This is a genomic window from Novosphingobium sp. B1 (genome assembly GCF_900176395.1).
Taxonomy (GTDB): domain Bacteria; phylum Pseudomonadota; class Alphaproteobacteria; order Sphingomonadales; family Sphingomonadaceae; genus Novosphingobium.
This window is the reverse complement of sequence record NZ_FWXL01000001.1, coordinates 722,665-738,315: the sequence shown is the minus strand read 5'-3', so window position 1 is coordinate 738,315 and position 15,651 is coordinate 722,665. Positions and strand designations below refer to the sequence as shown.

The following is a 15,651-nucleotide window of genomic DNA, read 5'->3' as shown; positions in this document are numbered from 1 at the left end:
CGAAACAAGAACGAAAATCTTGCGCTCAGGGACGTCGATACCCTATTCTCAGATATCTGCTGCTTTGTCTGGTAGATTCGAACAGGGGATTTTCGATGACATGCAAGGCTGCTCGCAACGCCGAGCTTGAAAGGCTTCATAGCGAAGGCGCCAGCTATGCGGCGCTCGGTCGCCAGTTCAATCTGTCAGCTGCACGCGTGACACAGCTGATCGCAAGGGTGAGGCGCATGCGCAAAACCATGGCGCTGCGTCTGGACGCCCTTTTGCGTCACACGACATGAGCGCCCTGTTCACGCCACCTGATGGGCAAGCACGCTGTCTTTGGTGCGCGGCTTCACCCGACTACATCGCCTATCATGACAGCGAATGGGGTTTTCCGGTCGATGACGATCGCCGCCTGTTCGAGAAATTGAGTCTGGAAGGCTTCCAGTCAGGCCTTTCCTGGCGGACCATTCTCACCAAGCGCGAGAATTTTCGTGCGGCCTTTGCCGGGTTCGAGATCGACCGCGTGGCGGCCTTCGATCAGGCCGATGTCGAGCGCCTGCTGCAGGACGCCGGGATCGTGCGGCATCGCGGCAAGATCGAGGCGGTCGTCAACAATGCCGCCCGGGCGCAGGATCTCGTGCGCGAGGCCGGATCGCTGGCCGTCTATGTCTGGAGCTATGAGCCACAGGGCGGCGATATTCCCAATCAGGCATCGACCTCGCCCGCCTCCATCGCCATGTCGAAGGATCTGAAGAAGCGCGGCTGGGCCTTTGTCGGTCCGACCACGGTCCATGCTTTCATGCAGGCGATGGGGCTCATCAACGATCACGCCGAAGGCTGCGTCACCCGCGCGAAAGTGCAGCGCGCCCGTGAGGTGTTCCGGCGGCCGGGCTGAGAGGCTCTTCCCGAATATCGTCCGGCCCATGGCGATGGCGTGATGCAGCCGAACCCGGTGCGGCACGAACAGCGGTAATGTCACCAAAGGTTTGTGGGAAAGCGTTGCGCCACAACACCCTCACGCGCCGCGCCTGATGCGCGGCGGGCTGATGCGATGCCCCTGGGGCGTTGGTGGGAAGGCCTGCAACCCTGGGGCCGGGGCTTGCGGTCGGCATGCGCCACTGCAACCGATCTTCAGACAGGTCGGCTATGGCCACTGCGGACTTTCTCCGGGCTGCTGGAGACCAACCCCTCTTTTGTCGCCTGATACGAGCCTCGGCCGCCTTGGGCCGTCAACCCCCGTAAAGGGGGTTCCCCTGCGCTGACGCTCCGGTGACGTCGTCGTCCGGTCTCTCCTGTGGGCGCCATCGGGGATGGTCCCCGATCAACCACAAGGAGTTTTCGTCATGGCCACGATCGCCAACCTCACCGTGAAGAATGACGGCAGCATGGAGGGCATGCTCGCCACCCTGACCGTCCAGGCCCCGATCGCCATTATCCCCAACGGCCGCAAGTCCAAGGACAGCGAGCCCGACTTCCGCATCATCAGCCGCAAGACCGGCTACGAGCTGGGTGGCGGCTGGAACCGCTTCTCGCAGACCACGGGCGCCGAATATACCTCGGTGTCGATGTCGGCCCCCGAGTTCAGCGAAACCATCTACGGCAATATCGCCAACGCGCCGGGCGACGATCCGGCGAAGAAGGTCATCATCTGGAATCCGCCGGCCTGACCCCCAAAGGCCCGCGGCGGCCCCGCCTCCGGGCGGGGCTGAAACCTTGCCCTTCGTTCCGCATCGTCATTGTAACGCCAGGCGGCCGTTCAACCGGAATGGCCGCCTGGCCGTGATGTCTTCTGCCGCGCAATGAATTTCTGGACGGCGGGATGCATGGATTCATACAGGGCCGGTTCGGAATCGCGGGTCCATTTGTCGTTGAAGACCAGCGGCTCGTTCCGCTTCCAGGCGTCGATGTCATAGCTTTCGGCGCGCAGGGCTGCCTCGGCGATGTCCGATAGCTCGAGTTCAGCCGGCTTCATATGCGCGAACATGATCGTCGGCATCGCTTCTTCCGACTGCAGGCGATAGCCGCGGCTGTTGGCGCGCAAGACCGCCTTCGGCTTGTTGTACCCCGCCGCAACCTCCCGGCGGATGGTGTCGTAGGTCATGATGGTGAGATCGCGTTCGGCGCCATAACCGGCTAGCCGCAATTTGCGTGCATCATGATGCTCAAATTCCGCCGAGCGACCGATCATCAGCACGTAGCGGACCGACAGCCGGTGCTGCGCCATCGGCGCAGGCACCATCAACGGACGCAGCTTGTCGCGCAGGCGATCGGGATGTTGATGGACATAGTCGCGCCAGACGTCGATTTGCGCGACCGCGTCGTTGAATTCGGTGCTGAAGGCGGCGTTCTTGCTGGAATTCTTGAAGATCGGCTTGCTGCTGTCTTCCAGTTCCACCAGCACCAGACGCCACTCGATGCTGGATTTGGTCAGATAAGCATAGTCGGTCGCTCGTTCGCCGACGGGAAATTTGGCGATCACGCTGTTCATGTGGACCCGATGGTTGAGCATGTCCGGCGTCGGCATGAACATCGTGTTCGCCTCCAGAAATGCCTGAATGGCGTTCTCGTTCGCTTTCGGTAACCCAATCAGCTCATCGAATTCGGCCAGCTTGGCTTCAAGCTCGCAAGATAAGGATTTCGGCAAGCCCATCGTCTCCCTGAACTGGTCATGTGGTCATCCTGAATCTGTACGCGGCTCGCGCCTGTGCTGACCATCAGATTCTTTGCGCCATAAGCGAGCGACTGAGCTGCGCGGCATGGGGCCTGCCCGTTACGCAAAAGCCCAACCTCGCTCGTGTGTCGGCGCTGATCCCTGTGGCCGAAGCCCGGCCTCCTTCAATCAACCCGCAAGGGGTCCGCTACGCAAGCGTGCGGCCGCTTGGGACATGTCCCGGCGCGGTGATTGCGGCCAGCCCCCGGCCGGCGGGGCACCTGTCGAGCGGAGGATGGTCTTCCGCTCCTTCCGACAGGAGTTCAATCCATGCCGCTCAAGACCGCCCAGTCGCTCGCCTGGAACCTCGCGAAGACACTGATGACGATCATGGTCATCGTGCGGACCGGCAACGGTTACGCGGTGATGCCGTGGGACGAGTTTGACGGCAATCCGGCGAGCCTGGTGCGCGAATATGATCCCTTTTCCTGATCGAAAGGTGGGCTCCGCCCCGCCCGGAGCGAAACAATATCTGTTTCGCTTTTGGCCCGTCGCGCGTTATCTTGCTTCTCGCAAGACAAGCGCTGTGGAGGTGGTGGCGGGCGCGTCTGACGATCATTCGTCATGCAAAGGACGCATCTCATGACCATCTTTCTCGTTCTCGGCCTGTTTGCCGGCCTCACCATGCTCTGGCTGCTCTTCAGCCTCGCCGTCTATGCGCTGCCGCTCTACGCCGGCATCGGCCTTGCCTTCTGGATGCACGGGGCTGGCTTCGGCTATGCGCCCGCGATCCTTGCCGGCTTTGCAGCCGGGTTCGCGACGCTGTTCGCCGGGCAATTGCTCTTCGCGCTGTCGGGCTCGCCGCTGCTGCGGCTCGCTCTCGCGTTCCTCTTTGTCCTGCCAGCGGGCATTGTCGGCTATCAGGCCGTCCATGGCGTTATGGGACTTGCGATCGATCCCGGTGCGACGCTCACGATCCTGAGCGGTCTGGGCGCCACCCTGATCGCGGGGACCGCCTGGACCCGGCTGGCCGGCTTCGAGCGGGGCGAACTGGTTCAGCAGCCCATGACGCCATCGCTCCCCGCCGCCGAATAAGCGGTTGAGAGGCACGCGATGCGGGTCGCGGCCAGCCCGATGGGAAGGTCTTGGGGTGGTTTCCTGGCGGCAAGCCCGGCGTCGTCGCGGCAAGGCAGGGACTGTTCGATGCTGCGGCTCCGTATGACCGGAGCGCAGGCTCGCCCGATACCTTGGGCAATCTGCTTGCCGATGAGTTCGCCTGAATTCCTGACGCCCGATCGCCAGCCTGCTCGTGCCTTTGCCCGCCCACGCCAGAGCGGCCTCGGTTCGATGCGCGTCATACCAACAGGATCGCGTTCCGCTCGACGGGCTTGCCGCAACGGCCGGTCGCCGATTTTCTTCCCCCGGCGTGCCGCCGTTCCTCGCGGGACCAAGAAAATCGGCGACCGGCCGTCCTCTGCTGCGCTGCGGGCCGAAGGCTGCGGCGCCCGTCGCCTCTCGGCTCCCTTAACGCATCGAGGCCGCGATGGTTGCGGGCTCGAAGCAAAAGGAAGACAGGCAATGGCAAGGATCGGTAGCTTCAAAAAGGTCTCGGGCGAACTCAAGGGCGACATAGTCACGCTCGGGCTTCAGGCCAAGGCGGTTCGCTTCGTCCCGGACAGCGAGGCCAGCGGCAATGCACCCAGCCATCGCATCTATGTGGGAGACGCCGAAATCGGCGCCGCGTGGGAGAAGCGGACCAGCGACAACCGCCCCTATCTCTCGGTCAAGCTCGACGATCCCAGCTTCGTCGCCCCGATCTTCGCGCAGCTCTTCGCGGACGAAGATGGCGGTTATGACCTGGTCTGGAACCGGCCCGTCCGCCGGGCGCGGGACTGAGCCGGACGAGGCGCCACCCGGCATCGGCCGGGTGGCGCCTCGTCGCGCGAAGCGTTCAAGGGCAGTCATCGGGACGGATGAGATCGATGTGGCTGACGCCCAATGCACTGGACAGTTCATACAAGGTGATGACGGTCGGATTGCGCCGCCCGCGCTCGAGGCTGCTCAGATATTGTTGACTGAATCCCGAAAGCGCCTCGACTTCCTCCTGCGTCAGGCCTTTCTCCCGACGCAGGCGGGCAAAGTTCCGGCCGACCAACACGCGCATGTCCATGCGTCTATGAATCGGCAATTACATACTATAAGTTTATCAACTATAATATGTAATAAATCAGGGAGTGCAACTGATGGCTTTGATGTTCGTGGCGGGAGAAGGCGGGGCTCGATGGGGGGCGGACCGACCAGCCCTTTCCGCTTTTGCTCACCGACGTCGGTTCGACTCGATCAAAATGCCGATGGCGTCCGTTACGCTCATTCCGTCGTCCGTCCGTTCGGAGGTGCGGCCGGCTTAACCCCCTCTAAACCTGCCCAAACTAGCTGTGGGACAAAGAGTCGTCTGGGCGCGTTCAGCCCGCTAAAGGCAATCGATCCAGAATGGAGGGTTTGCGAGGGCCTTGAAATGGCCTGCGCCTTGTCGCGCCACCCGCGGCATTGGGCGCCAGCCATGGGATAAGGGAAGGATGTCTGCGCATGACGATCGAACCCTTCCAGGATGGGCCGCCCGGCGGGGATGCGCTCACCGCTTACGACCTCGCGCATCTGGATGCTTATATCCATCTGCTCGATGTGGAGAAGGCGGCGGACAAGCCCTGGCGGCAAGCCATCGTCAGCCTGTTCGGAATCGACGCCGCCCGAGAGCCCGATCGGGCACGGCGGGTCTATGACGGGCATCTTGCCCGCGCCCGCTGGATGACCGAGGTCGGCTACCGGCAGCTTGCCGAACTGGAATTGCATCGACGCGACTCGACTGAAAAATCCTGAAAAAGAGCTTCCCGATGCGCCGCTGACGCCGTGAGGCGTATTATTCGCGCGAGGGTTGCCGCGATAGCCTGCCTTCCCAAAAAGTTCTGGGAGGAGACTATGTCGCCAGCCGACGTCTGGCGCGCGGGTGAATCCGCGCGTCTTCCCGACAATGCCGATATCGGCATCGCCGCTTTCGAGTTTCTGCGGCGCAATGCCGCTTACAACCGCGATTTCGATCAAATTGCCCGCCGGAAAAATCCCGATCGAAAGGAGGAAGCCGTTGCCGCCCAGCGGTGGGGGCTGCGATTTCCTGATCGATCCTGAACAACCCGCTCCACCGGAAAGGGTGATCTGGCACGCCGACGTCAATCGCTTCACCGTGTTGATCGGCCGCGTACCGGCGCGCTTCACAGCTGCGGCGCCGATCGAACTGCGCAGCTTGCCGGGCCTGTCGATCATCGAGAAGGGCGAGGACGGCCTTCACGCCGTGATGGGCGAGCGCGAGACGATCGTTCATCTGCGCATCGAGCCCGATGCCGAGCGCTGGGGTTCAATCCTCCTGCCGTTCGAGGCTCCCAACCGCACGCGCGCCCGCACCGCCCAATGGCTGATGGCGCGGCTTGGCGGCGAGACGCGCGAGCCTTCTCCCGAAAGCCTTTGGGACACCATGTCACGACGATCGCATCTCCACATCCTCCTGCGCCTCCTCGATGGCGCCCGCGTCGGCGTTCCCTTGCGCGAAATGGCGGCGGTGCTCGTCGATCCGGCCTGTGCCGCGATTACATCGGGAGACTGGGTGGACAGCGCCGAGCGCAAGCGGCTGCGCCGCTGGCTCGTTGAGGCCGCACGACTCGTCGAGGGAGGATATCGCACTCTGCTGGGCGGCCCATAGGGACATAATTTCTCTTTTTTCCTGTCCCTTCTTCGACGCCATTGCCCCCGCCAATCCTGCCCTCCTCATCGCCGGTCAGCGCCGTTGCTGCCGGCCCTTGTCAGGAGGACGCCCATGGAACCCGAGCCTGTCGCCGCTCGTCCCCGCTATCTCGCCGAGCCAAATCTCGCCGCGATCGTGCGACCGCGCTATCTCAAGACCCCCGATGCCGCGACGCATCTGGGTCTATCTCCACGCACCCTTGAAAAGCATCGCTGCTACGGCACCGGCCCGGTCTATCGCCGGCTGGGCGGGCGGATCGTCTATGCGATCGACGATCTCGACGCCTGGGCCGCGCGCGGCACCCGCAAATCCACCTCCGATCCCGGCGTCGGCACCGTCCTGCCCGCGCAGCGTCGGTTCAGGCAGGACTGAACGGCGATGTCGCTTCATGTCCGCTGCGATCCGGGCGAACGCGCCCAGCTCGACCTGTTCCGGTCGATGCCGGGCGAGATCGCGCCGCGCGACGCGCAGGATCTCATGTCCTGGCCCTTTTTCAGCCTTGCCAAGCGCAAGCGCACCGCACCGATCGAGTTTCGCATGGGCGAAACCTGGATCTCGGTCGAAGCCGTGCCCGAGCACGGCATGGCGACCATCTGGGACGCGGACGTGCTGATCTGGGCGGCGAGCCAGATCGTTCAGGCCCGTGACGCCGGGCGAGCGACCTCGCGCCTCATGATGACCACGCCCCATGAAATCCTCGCCTTCACCGGCCGCAGCATCGGCCGCGATCATTATGATCGCCTGAAGGCTGCGCTGGACCGTTTGCAATCGACCACCGTCGCCACGTCGATCCGCCAGCAGCACCAGCGCCGTCGCCATCGCTTTTCCTGGATCAACGAATGGCGCGAACTGGCCGACGGCCAGGGGCGCCCGCTCGGCATCGAACTGATCCTGCCCGACTGGTTTTATGCCGGTGTCGTCGATCGCGCGCTCGTGCTCACCATCGACCGCGCCTATTTCGATCTCACGGGCGGCCTGGAACGCTGGCTCTACCGCATCGTGCGCAAGCATGGCGGTCACCAGCCTGGCGGCTGGAGCTTCGACATCGCGCATCTGCATCTCAAGTCGGGCGCGCTCTCGCCATTGAAGCAATTCGCGTTCGAAGTGCGCGCCATCGTCCACCGCCAGGCGCTTCCCGGTTATATCCTCACCATCGAATATGGCTTCGGCCGCGAGCGGCTGAACTTCGTTGCCGCCCCGGTCGATCCGCTCGATCGCGCCATGCGCCGGCTCAAGCTCAGGCCTGTGGACAACCGGCCATGAGACATGGCCTATTAAAAACCACGCGACCTGGCCGATTGAAAACTGCCCGCTTGGCCTATGAAAAACCGGCATGGCGCGCGACTCGCCGCAAATCTGCGGTGAATCGACCCCCTTCTAACGGTGCTAACAAGAGAGTCCTTCGGACTCTTGCTAACCGTCTGCAGGCCTGTGGACGATTTGCGCCCCCGATTCCCGCCGGGTGCGTCCGCGCGCGATCGTGGGAGACAGCCATCATGCTGCTCATCGACCACCGCCGCGCAACCGGGCGACCCCGCTCCGCGGCGAGATTGATGCGGGCAGGATGCGCCTCGTCGCCGTTCGCATCGCTGCCGTGCTGCGCTTCGGCTGCGAACCGGCGGTCCTTCCGCCACCTTTTTCGGAGATCTGCCATGACCGACTTGCCTCCCGGCGCGCGCAAGCCCGCCGGTCACTTTCCTCTGCCCCGCAGCGACCGCACCGAGATCGAACTGATCTGGATCGAGAAGCGGCTCGAACACTGGATCCGCTTCGGCCGGATCGCTGGCGAACGGATCGTCAGCCGCAAGACCCGCATCCTTGCCTTCCGGCCCGATGCCGTCGTCGCGTTCATGCGCTGGTCGGCCAACGACTATGGCACCGTCCATTCGCGCATCGACATCCTGCGAACGGTGCGCAGCGGTGAGCCTTATACGACCCTGCCTTTCGTGCGGCCGGGCGGCGAACTGCTGCTCTCGATCGAGGGCTGGCCCAAGGTCCGCACCGTGATAGAGGCGATCGACCAGATCGAGGCCATCGGCCTCCATCCCTGCGATATCGCGCCCGATCACTGGCGCCATGTTCACAATCGGCTGAGCGCCGGTCAGCCGTTCCGCGATTATACGGCAGAGCGCCATCAGGCCTGGCTCAAGCGCAAGGCGCTGGGGCAATGAGCCGGCTTCCGCTCTCCCATTATGTGCCGCATCTGACCGGCGTGGCGATCGGTATGGCGCTGAGTACGCTCATCGTGCCCATGCCCAAATTGCTGGTGTGGAACGCCAGCCCGAGCGCACCAGTCGGGCTATATGCGATCAATCCGCTGCGCGACCCGGCGGTCGGCGATATGGTCGCCGTCGCGCCGCCGCCCGCGCTCGCCCGGCTCATGGCCGAGCGCCATTATCTGCCGGTTGGCGTGCCGCTGTTGAAGCGTATCGCCGCGCGTCCCGGCGCCCAGATCTGCCGCCGCGATAGGGCGGTGACGATCGACGGACGCCGCGCCGCGATAGCAAGAACCTCAGACAGTCATGGCCGACCCTTGCCGGTCTGGCGCGGCTGCCACGTGCTGCGCGATGACGAACTGTTCCTGCTCAATGACGCGACGGACAGTTTCGACGGGCGCTATTTCGGGCCGATTCTGGCCACAGGACTGCGCGGCCGCGCGACACCCATCCTCACGCGCGACACGCCGGACGCGCCGCTGCGCTGGCGCTTCGGCGGCGCGCGCTCCCATCCTTCCATCACGCAAAAGGAGAAGTCCGATGCAGATCGGTTGCTTTGAAACGTCCGGCGACGGCTTCGCCGGGCGTTTGCTGACGCTCACGCTCGACGTGCCGCTGCGGCTCGTGCCCACCGGCTTTACCGGCTCTGGCCGTGCGCCCGACTGGCGGGTTCATCTCGCCGATGATGCCGCGCCCGAGGGCGTCGGGCTGGAGGTCGGTTCCGGCTGGAACCATGAGGGCAAGGCGGGCGGCTTCATCGCCGTCGAGCTCGATTGCCCGTCCTTCCCGCGTCCGGTTCGCGCCAATCTGCTGCGCTCGCACCGCGACGACGACGCGCATGTGCTGCTCTGGTCGCCGCGTCTGCAGCGCCCCAAGGCGGAATAGGCCGATGCGCGCCCGCTTCGTTTCGCGCTGCCGTTGCCGCGCCATCCGCCTCGCCGCCGCATCGGCCATCACTGGCACGGCTTTCTTCCTCTTCCCGGCCATCGCTCTGCTGGCCCCGGGCACGGCGGCGGCGCAGGTCGCCTCCGTCGCCGTGCATCCTTACGCACCGCATGTTGCCGAGGCGGCGCAGCGTTTCGGCATTCCGGAGGCGTGGATATGGGCCGTGATGCGCACCGAAAGCAACGGCAATCCGGCGGCAGTTTCGCGGGTTGGCGCGATCGGCCTCTTGCAGATCATGCCCGCCACCTGGGCGGGGTTGACCGCACGCTATGGACTTGGCGACGGTCCTTGGGACGTGCGCGCCAATATCCTCGCCGGTGCGGCGTACTTGCGCGAAATGGTCGATCGCTACGGCGATCTGCCCAGCGCGCTCGCTGCCTATAATGCCGGCCCCGGTCGCGTTGATGACTGGCGCATACGGGGGCGTTCGCTGCCCGCCGAGACCATCGCCTATGTGGCGAAGATCGCGCCGATGGTCGGCACATCCGGCGTCGCTGCGCCCGCCGATCTGCCCGGGGTTTCGCGCACGCCGATCGCACCGGCCGCGCCCTCCTGGCGCAGCGCGACGCTGTTCGTGCTGCGCGGCGATGGCGAACCGGACAGCGACGATACGCTATCGGACGCTGCGCCGCCCATGCAGGCCGAGCGGCTCATCTCTGCCCCATCTTCTGAGGCTGCCATGCGCTCTTCACGCGCCTCCACCCCCGCTGCGCATGGGCTGTTCGCGCCCGTTTCCGGGAGCAGCGAGCGATGAGCCGCGCTGGTGTTCGCTGGCGTGATTCAGCGCAGGGCGTAGTGCGGTGGAAAGGAGGACAAGTTGCGGAAATCGAAGGCAAAAAGGGATGGCGAGATAAAAAGGACGCCACCTGTGGGGCGTCATGTGGTTGGGATTGTAGGGTTTCTCCAGGTGGCACGGCATTGGGCCGGGTGGCGCGTTTTGGCGATTGTCGCGTCAATTCAAGGTGTCAGCGGGTGGCAACGCCATTTTCGAGGCCCCTATGACCATCGGCGACGATGATTTCGAGGTGCGGCCGGGAAGGAGCCGCGACGCGGGAAGCGGCTTGGGGCGCAAGGCGCAGAGCCTCGCCGCCCAGGTCAAGCACGCCGCCGCGAAGGCGGGCTATAGCCGCAAGGGGCCGTCGCGGGGGCGTGGGACCGGGCGTCATGGCCGCGGCCGCATCGCCCGGCTCAATGCTCGCTCGCCCGCCAATGCCCGCCGCGTCGTCATCAAGGCGCGTGTCGTGCGGCATCGCGGCAGCCGCTATCGTTCGGCGCCGCTCGCCCGGCACATCGCCTATCTGAAACGCGACGGCGTCACCCGCGACGGGCGCGACGCCAACCTGTTTGACGGGCGTGGCGATGCTGCGGATGGCAAGGCCTTCGCGGGACGCTGCGAGGATGACCGGCATCATTTCCGTTTCATCGTCAGCCCTGAGGACGCCGCCGACATGGCGGACCTGTGCGCCTTCACTCGCGAACTGATGGACGATATGGCGCGTGATCTGGGCACCCGGCTCGACTGGGTCGCGGTCGATCACTGGAACACCGACAATCCCCATATCCATGTGCTGCTGCGCGGGGTGGACGACACCGGCGCCGATCTCGTCATCGACCGCGATTATATCCGCGAAGGGCTGCGCGACCGGGCGCAGGCGCGCGTTACGCTCGAGCTGGGGCCGCGCAGCGAGCAGGAGATTCGGACCGCGCTCGAACGCGAGGTCGACGCCGATCGCTGGACCGGCCTTGATCGCCGGCTGGAGCGCATGGCCCAGGAGATGGCGGGCGTCGTGGATCTGCGGCCGCAGGCTGGCGATGATCCCCAGATGCACCGACTGCTGATCGGGCGGGCGCAGAAACTCGAACGGATGGGCCTTGCCGACGCTCAGGGTCCGGCGGTCTGGACGATCCGTGCCGGCGCCGAGCAGACGCTGCGCGACCTTTCGATCCGCACCGACATCATCAAGACCATGCACCGCGCCCTGCAGGGACAAGGCCGCGCGATTGATCTGGCCAGCCTGACGCTTCACAACGCGGCGCCGGCCGATCCGATCATCGGCCGACTGGTCGAACGCGGGCTGCATGATGAACTGATCGGCACCGCTTATGCCGTGATCGACGGCGCCGACGGGCGCACCCATCATCTGCGTTTCGGCGATATCGACATGACCGGCGACGCCATGACTGGCGCGATCGTCGAGACCCGCGTCTGGCAGGATGCGAAGGGCAACAGCCGGCTCTCGCTCGCGACCCGCTCAGACCTCACGCTGGCCGAACAGGTGCAAGCGCCGGGCGCGACCTGGCTCGATCGTCAGCTGATCGCGCGCGATCCGGTGGCGACCGGCAACGGGTTCGGGCAGGACATCCGCGATGCAATGGATGCGCGCGCTCACCATCTCGAAACCCAGGGGCTCGCTCAGCGACGCGGAACCGGCTTCCTCTTCGCGCGCGATCTGATTGCAACGCTTCGGGAAAAGGAGATCGAGCAGCAGATCGACGCCATCGCGCAGCGCACGGGCCTTGTCCATCGCCCTTCGGGGCCAGGCGACTATGTGAGCGGCATCTACCGTGAGTGCGTCGCTTTGGCCTCGGGACGCTTCGCCATGATCGATGACGGGGTGGGTTTCCAGCTCGTGCCCTGGCGGCCCGCGCTCAATCCGCATCTGGGCCAGCATATCACCGGAACCATGCAGCCCGGCGGCGGGGTAGACTGGTCGCTCGGGCGCGGTCGGGGGATCGGGCTATAAGCCGTCGAGGGGATGGAGCGATCCTGTCCCGACTTCATGAATGTAAGGCCACGACGCCTCAGCCGTCCGCGCCGAACCCGTTGCGAACGAGGTCGATGATGCGCACCGCCATGCTGCGGTTCGAGTCAAAGGGGAGATCCTCGAAACCGTGGCGGCGGTAGAAGTCCCGCACCCCGTCGTCGAGCGGGTGAGCGAGCACACAGAAACAGCCAATGCTTCGTGAAAGACGCACTGCGGTCGTGAGCGCGAACAGCATCAGCGATCGGGCGTAACCGCGTCCCTGATGGTCTTGATCGACCGCGAGCTGGCCCAGCAGCAGCGCCGGGAGTGGATCGGGACGGTTGCGCTGATCGGCCCTTGCGACGAACGCGCGCTCGATCTGGGAAGCGGAAAGGCTGACAAAGCCGACGACCCGCCCCGCCGCGGGATCGCAGATCACACTGGTCCGTGACACGCCCGATTCCTGATTGCGCGATGCGTTGCGACGAAACCAGCGGTTGAGCGATTCCCGCCCGCAGTCGAACGCCTCGCAATCATCCCCCTCCGCCAGCGGACGGGGTGGCGTTACCTCTCCCATGCGGGTCGCGACGCGGCGAGCTTGCCGAGCGCTTCGACTTGCCTCGGCTCTTCATGAACCCAGGCTTCGAACCTCTCCCAATCCTCGGCTGCAATGACAACCTGCCGACGTTCGAGCATATCTTCCTCCGCTGCCTCGACAGCCCGGCGCCGTATGAAGTCGCTGAGGTTTGTTCGTGCCGCCTGCGCAGCAGCCTCCAGCATGGCGCGTTCCTGCTGGCTGACGCGCACGCTGAGAATGGCCGGTGATGCCTTTGCCATGATGACACTCCTTTGTGTATGACAATAGCATACGCGGTAGCGGCGGTTCAATGGGCAAGCAGCTTCCACAAGGCCAGCGCGCAGCGGCATGAAAGGCTCGCCCTTGCGCCCGTCAGTCATCCGGTGTCCGCAGAAGAAGGCACGCCAGTTCCTGTCTTTCTGCGCCAGTCTGCGCTTGTCGCAATCGTCTGTTGAAGCAGAGCCAGTTCTGCGTTTCTTGATATGCCCTCCCGCGTCGGCGGCACGATGCCGGCGCTCATTAAGGGCGCTATCATGTCCGCAACCAAGATACTCTGGGGCCAGGTGCTGGCCGTCATCACCCTGACTCTGTTTGGCGTCTGGGCCGCAACGCAATGGACGGCGGCCGCGCTTGCCTATCAGAGTGAACTGGGCCAGCCCTGGTTCTGGCTGGGGCCGTGGCCGATCTATCCGCCGCCTGCCTTCTTCTGGTGGTGGTTCGCCTATGATGCCTATGCGCCGAAGATCTTCGAGACCGGCGGCTTCATCGCGGTCTCCGGCGCCATGGCCGCCGTCGTCGTCGCGATCGCCATGTCGGTCTGGCGCGCGCGCGAGGAGAAGAAATCCGAAACCTATGGCTCGGCGCGCTGGGCAACGGACAAGGAGATCCGCAAGGCCGGGCTCCATGCCGATGACGGCGTGGTGATCGGCTGGCAGGGGAACCGCTATCTGCGTCATGACGGTCCCGAGCATGTGCTTTGCTTCGCGCCGACCCGCTCGGGCAAGGGCGTCGGCCTGGTCATCCCCTCGCTCCTCACCTGGCCGGGCAGTTGCATCGTTCATGACATCAAGGGCGAGAACTGGCAGCTGACCGCGGGCTTCCGCGCGGCGCATGGCCGTGTGCTGCTGTTCGATCCCACCAATCCCTTGTCCAACGGCTACAATCCGCTGCTCGAGGTCCGTAAGGGCGCGTGGGAGGTGCGCGACGTCCAGAATGTCGCGGACGTGCTGATCGATCCCGAAGGCAGCCTCGAAAAGCGCAACCATTGGGAAAAGACCAGCCATGCCCTGCTGGTCGGCGCCATCCTCCATGTCCTCTATGCCGAGGCGGACAAGACGCTGGCCGGCGTCGCCGCTTTCCTCTCCGATCCCCGGCGCCCGGTCGAGGAAACCTTGCGGCGGATGAAGGCGACCCGCCATCTGGGTGAGGCCGGCGTCCATCCGGTCGTCGCCGCCGCCGCGCAGGAACTGCTCAACAAGTCCGACAACGAACGCTCGGGCGTGCTCTCGACTGCCATGTCGTTTCTCGGCCTCTATCGCGATCCCATCGTCGCCAGGGTCACCGGCTCGTCCGACTGGCGCATCGCCGATCTGGTATCTTCGCCCGTGCCCGTCTCGCTCTATCTGGTGATCCCGCCCAGCGACATCAGCAGGACCAAGCCGCTGGTGCGCCTCATGCTCAACCAGATCGGCCGGCGACTGACCGAGGAACTGACCGTCAAGGGCCAGCGCCAGCGTCTCCTGTTCATGCTCGACGAGTTTCCCGCGCTCGGCCGGCTCGATTTCTTCGAAAGCGCGCTCGCCTTCGTCGCGGGCTATGGCATCAAGGCCTTCCTGATCGCCCAGTCACTGAACCAGATCGAGAAAGCCTACGGCCAGAACAACGCGATCCTCGACAATTGTCATGTCCGAGTCGCCTTCGCGGCCAACGACGAGCGTACCGCCAAGCGTGTGTCCGATGCCCTCGGCACGGCGACCGAACAGCGCTCGATGAAGAACTATGCCGGACATCGGCTCGCACCGTGGCTGGGGCATGTCATGGTGTCGCGAACCGAAACAGCGCGGCCTTTGCTCACCCCGGGCGAGATTCAGCAATTTTCCGATGATGAGGAGATCGTCTTCGTTGCCAGCACGCCGCCGATCCGCGCGGCCAAGGCGCGCTATTATCTCGATTCGCGGTTCAAGACGCGGCTCCTGCCGCCGCCTGAACCAGCACCACTCGCGCCCGAACTGCGGCCGCGGGATGACTGGACCATGCTCCATCCGGTAGTGGCGCCGCCTCTGCCGCAGACATCTCGTGCCCAAGCTGAAGAATTGACTGGAAAGGAGAGCGAGGAAGGGGCTGCCACCAATGCGTCTGCCGATGCTCGCGAGGCTGATGCGGCTGACGACGCGGCGAATGCCGGCATCAGGCAGGAGCCGGAGCTCGGGGAGCATGAGAATATCGCCCCTGCCCCCAGACCCCAGGACAATGAATTCGACTTCGATCGGAACGATGCGCAGGAGGAGGATGGTGCTCAGGCGCGGCGGGAAGCCGACCGGCTGCTGAGGCGCAATGCCCGCAACGCCTCGCTGGATCCCGATGACGGGCTGCTGCTGTGAGCGGAGGGCATGTCAAGCGCAGCGTTCGCCTGTCGGCCGATCTCGCTCGCGCGCTTGCCGATCATGCGCGAACGCGCAAGGCGTCGCAAACCGCGATCATCGAAGCGGCACTGGCATCCTTCCTGTCGCCGGACGCTGCTG

General features: G+C 64.8%; 22 protein-coding genes and 1 pseudogene. 19 read left to right on the top strand and 4 right to left on the bottom strand.

From position 1 onward, the window contains the following. Positions 1-95 precede the first annotated feature (95 nt). The 3 genes from B9A23_RS23040 (at position 96) to B9A23_RS03510 (ending at position 1,652) form a co-directional block, all read left to right on the top strand. Positions 96-281 (top strand): hypothetical protein, encoded by a 186-nt coding sequence (locus B9A23_RS23040; RefSeq protein ID WP_084277425.1) that lies wholly within the window; start codon positions 96-98, stop codon positions 279-281. Then, positions 278-880 (top strand): DNA-3-methyladenine glycosylase I, encoded by a 603-nt coding sequence (locus tag B9A23_RS03515; RefSeq protein WP_084277424.1) that lies wholly within the window; start codon positions 278-280, stop codon positions 878-880. Before B9A23_RS23040 ends, B9A23_RS03515 begins: the two co-directional genes overlap by 4 nt. A gap of 448 nt (positions 881-1,328) precedes the next feature. Beyond that, positions 1,329-1,652, top strand: coding sequence for a DUF736 domain-containing protein (locus tag B9A23_RS03510; RefSeq protein ID WP_084277423.1), 324 nt, complete (start codon positions 1,329-1,331; stop codon positions 1,650-1,652). 89 nt (positions 1,653-1,741) lie between these two features. On the opposite strand, the gene B9A23_RS03505 is transcribed toward B9A23_RS03510, so the two are convergent. Continuing rightward, positions 1,742-2,635: a Shedu immune nuclease family protein gene (locus tag B9A23_RS03505; protein WP_084277422.1), complete on the bottom strand. Its 894-nt coding sequence runs from the start codon at positions 2,633-2,635 to the stop codon at positions 1,742-1,744. A 330-nt stretch (positions 2,636-2,965) separates the two neighbouring features. Here B9A23_RS03505 and B9A23_RS22685 point away from each other — a divergent pair, with 330 nt between their 5' ends. From B9A23_RS22685 to B9A23_RS03495, 4 genes are all read left to right on the top strand, one after another. Beyond that, positions 2,966-3,127: a hypothetical protein gene (locus B9A23_RS22685; protein ID WP_176217867.1), complete on the top strand. Its 162-nt coding sequence runs from the start codon at positions 2,966-2,968 to the stop codon at positions 3,125-3,127. 150 nt (positions 3,128-3,277) lie between these two features. Then, positions 3,278-3,730: a hypothetical protein gene (locus tag B9A23_RS03500; RefSeq protein ID WP_084277421.1), complete on the top strand. Its 453-nt coding sequence runs from the start codon at positions 3,278-3,280 to the stop codon at positions 3,728-3,730. 50 nt (positions 3,731-3,780) lie between these two features. Then, the gene (locus tag B9A23_RS23230; RefSeq protein ID WP_254894948.1) at positions 3,781-3,915 is read left to right on the top strand and encodes a hypothetical protein; all 135 of its coding nucleotides are present in this window, start codon (positions 3,781-3,783) and stop codon (positions 3,913-3,915) included. A 298-nt stretch (positions 3,916-4,213) separates the two neighbouring features. Next, positions 4,214-4,531, top strand: a complete 318-nt coding sequence (locus tag B9A23_RS03495) for a DUF736 domain-containing protein (RefSeq protein WP_084277420.1) — start codon at positions 4,214-4,216, stop codon at positions 4,529-4,531. Between the two features lie 55 nt (positions 4,532-4,586). On the opposite strand, the gene B9A23_RS03490 is transcribed toward B9A23_RS03495, so the two are convergent. Next, positions 4,587-4,805 carry a helix-turn-helix domain-containing protein gene (locus B9A23_RS03490; RefSeq protein WP_084277419.1) on the bottom strand — a complete coding sequence of 73 codons (219 nt, stop codon included), beginning with the start codon at positions 4,803-4,805 and terminating at the stop codon, positions 4,587-4,589. A 416-nt stretch (positions 4,806-5,221) separates the two neighbouring features. Between B9A23_RS03490 and B9A23_RS03485 the strand changes: the two genes are divergently transcribed. The 10 genes from B9A23_RS03485 to B9A23_RS03445 all read left to right on the top strand — a co-directional run bounded on the left by B9A23_RS03485 (position 5,222) and on the right by B9A23_RS03445 (position 12,333). Then, positions 5,222-5,512, top strand: coding sequence for a DUF2285 domain-containing protein (locus tag B9A23_RS03485; RefSeq protein WP_084277418.1), 291 nt, complete (start codon positions 5,222-5,224; stop codon positions 5,510-5,512). A gap of 99 nt (positions 5,513-5,611) precedes the next feature. Beyond that, positions 5,612-5,818, top strand: coding sequence for a transcriptional regulator domain-containing protein (locus B9A23_RS22680; RefSeq protein ID WP_176217866.1), 207 nt, complete (start codon positions 5,612-5,614; stop codon positions 5,816-5,818). Continuing rightward, a complete protein-coding gene (locus tag B9A23_RS03480; RefSeq protein ID WP_176217865.1) occupies positions 5,775-6,386 on the top strand; it encodes a DUF2285 domain-containing protein in 612 nt (203 codons plus the stop codon). The genes B9A23_RS22680 and B9A23_RS03480 overlap by 44 nt, the downstream gene beginning before the upstream one ends. 114 nt (positions 6,387-6,500) lie before the next feature. Further along, entirely contained in the window at positions 6,501-6,800 is a 300-nt protein-coding gene (locus tag B9A23_RS03475) for a helix-turn-helix transcriptional regulator (protein ID WP_084277416.1), read from the top strand. A gap of 6 nt (positions 6,801-6,806) precedes the next feature. After that, positions 6,807-7,691, top strand: coding sequence for a replication initiator protein A (locus B9A23_RS03470; protein ID WP_084277415.1), 885 nt, complete (start codon positions 6,807-6,809; stop codon positions 7,689-7,691). Positions 7,692-8,080: 389 nt separating this feature from the next. Continuing rightward, positions 8,081-8,599, top strand: coding sequence for a DUF2840 domain-containing protein (locus B9A23_RS03465; RefSeq protein WP_084277414.1), 519 nt, complete (start codon positions 8,081-8,083; stop codon positions 8,597-8,599). Then, positions 8,596-9,204 carry a S26 family signal peptidase gene (locus B9A23_RS03460; protein ID WP_084277413.1) on the top strand — a complete coding sequence of 203 codons (609 nt, stop codon included), beginning with the start codon at positions 8,596-8,598 and terminating at the stop codon, positions 9,202-9,204. Before B9A23_RS03465 ends, B9A23_RS03460 begins: the two co-directional genes overlap by 4 nt. After that, positions 9,185-9,529: a DUF736 domain-containing protein gene (locus B9A23_RS03455; RefSeq protein ID WP_084277412.1), complete on the top strand. Its 345-nt coding sequence runs from the start codon at positions 9,185-9,187 to the stop codon at positions 9,527-9,529. The genes B9A23_RS03460 and B9A23_RS03455 overlap by 20 nt, the downstream gene beginning before the upstream one ends. Before the next feature lie 4 nt (positions 9,530-9,533). Next, positions 9,534-10,343, top strand: a complete 810-nt coding sequence (locus tag B9A23_RS03450; protein WP_084277411.1) for a lytic transglycosylase domain-containing protein — start codon at positions 9,534-9,536, stop codon at positions 10,341-10,343. A 244-nt stretch (positions 10,344-10,587) separates the two neighbouring features. Continuing rightward, entirely contained in the window at positions 10,588-12,333 is a 1,746-nt protein-coding gene (locus B9A23_RS03445) for a relaxase/mobilization nuclease domain-containing protein (protein WP_084277410.1), read from the top strand. A gap of 58 nt (positions 12,334-12,391) precedes the next feature. On the opposite strand, the gene B9A23_RS03440 is transcribed toward B9A23_RS03445, so the two are convergent. Next, positions 12,392-12,772, bottom strand: a complete 381-nt coding sequence (locus tag B9A23_RS03440; RefSeq protein WP_368655924.1) for a GNAT family N-acetyltransferase — start codon at positions 12,770-12,772, stop codon at positions 12,392-12,394. Positions 12,773-12,897: 125 nt separating this feature from the next. Further along, on the bottom strand, positions 12,898-13,170 hold the full coding sequence (locus B9A23_RS03435; protein WP_084277408.1) for a type II toxin-antitoxin system TacA family antitoxin: 273 nt from the start codon (positions 13,168-13,170) through the stop codon (positions 12,898-12,900). Between the two features lie 273 nt (positions 13,171-13,443). Here B9A23_RS03435 and B9A23_RS03430 point away from each other — a divergent pair, with 273 nt between their 5' ends. Beyond that, a complete protein-coding gene (locus B9A23_RS03430; protein ID WP_084277526.1) occupies positions 13,444-15,510 on the top strand; it encodes a conjugal transfer protein TraG in 2,067 nt (688 codons plus the stop codon). Continuing rightward, positions 15,507-15,623, top strand: a pseudogene (locus B9A23_RS23225) (ribbon-helix-helix protein, CopG family); the annotation flags it as partial. The gene B9A23_RS03430 and the pseudogene B9A23_RS23225, both read left to right, overlap by 4 nt. Between the last annotated feature and the right edge of the window lie 28 nt (positions 15,624-15,651).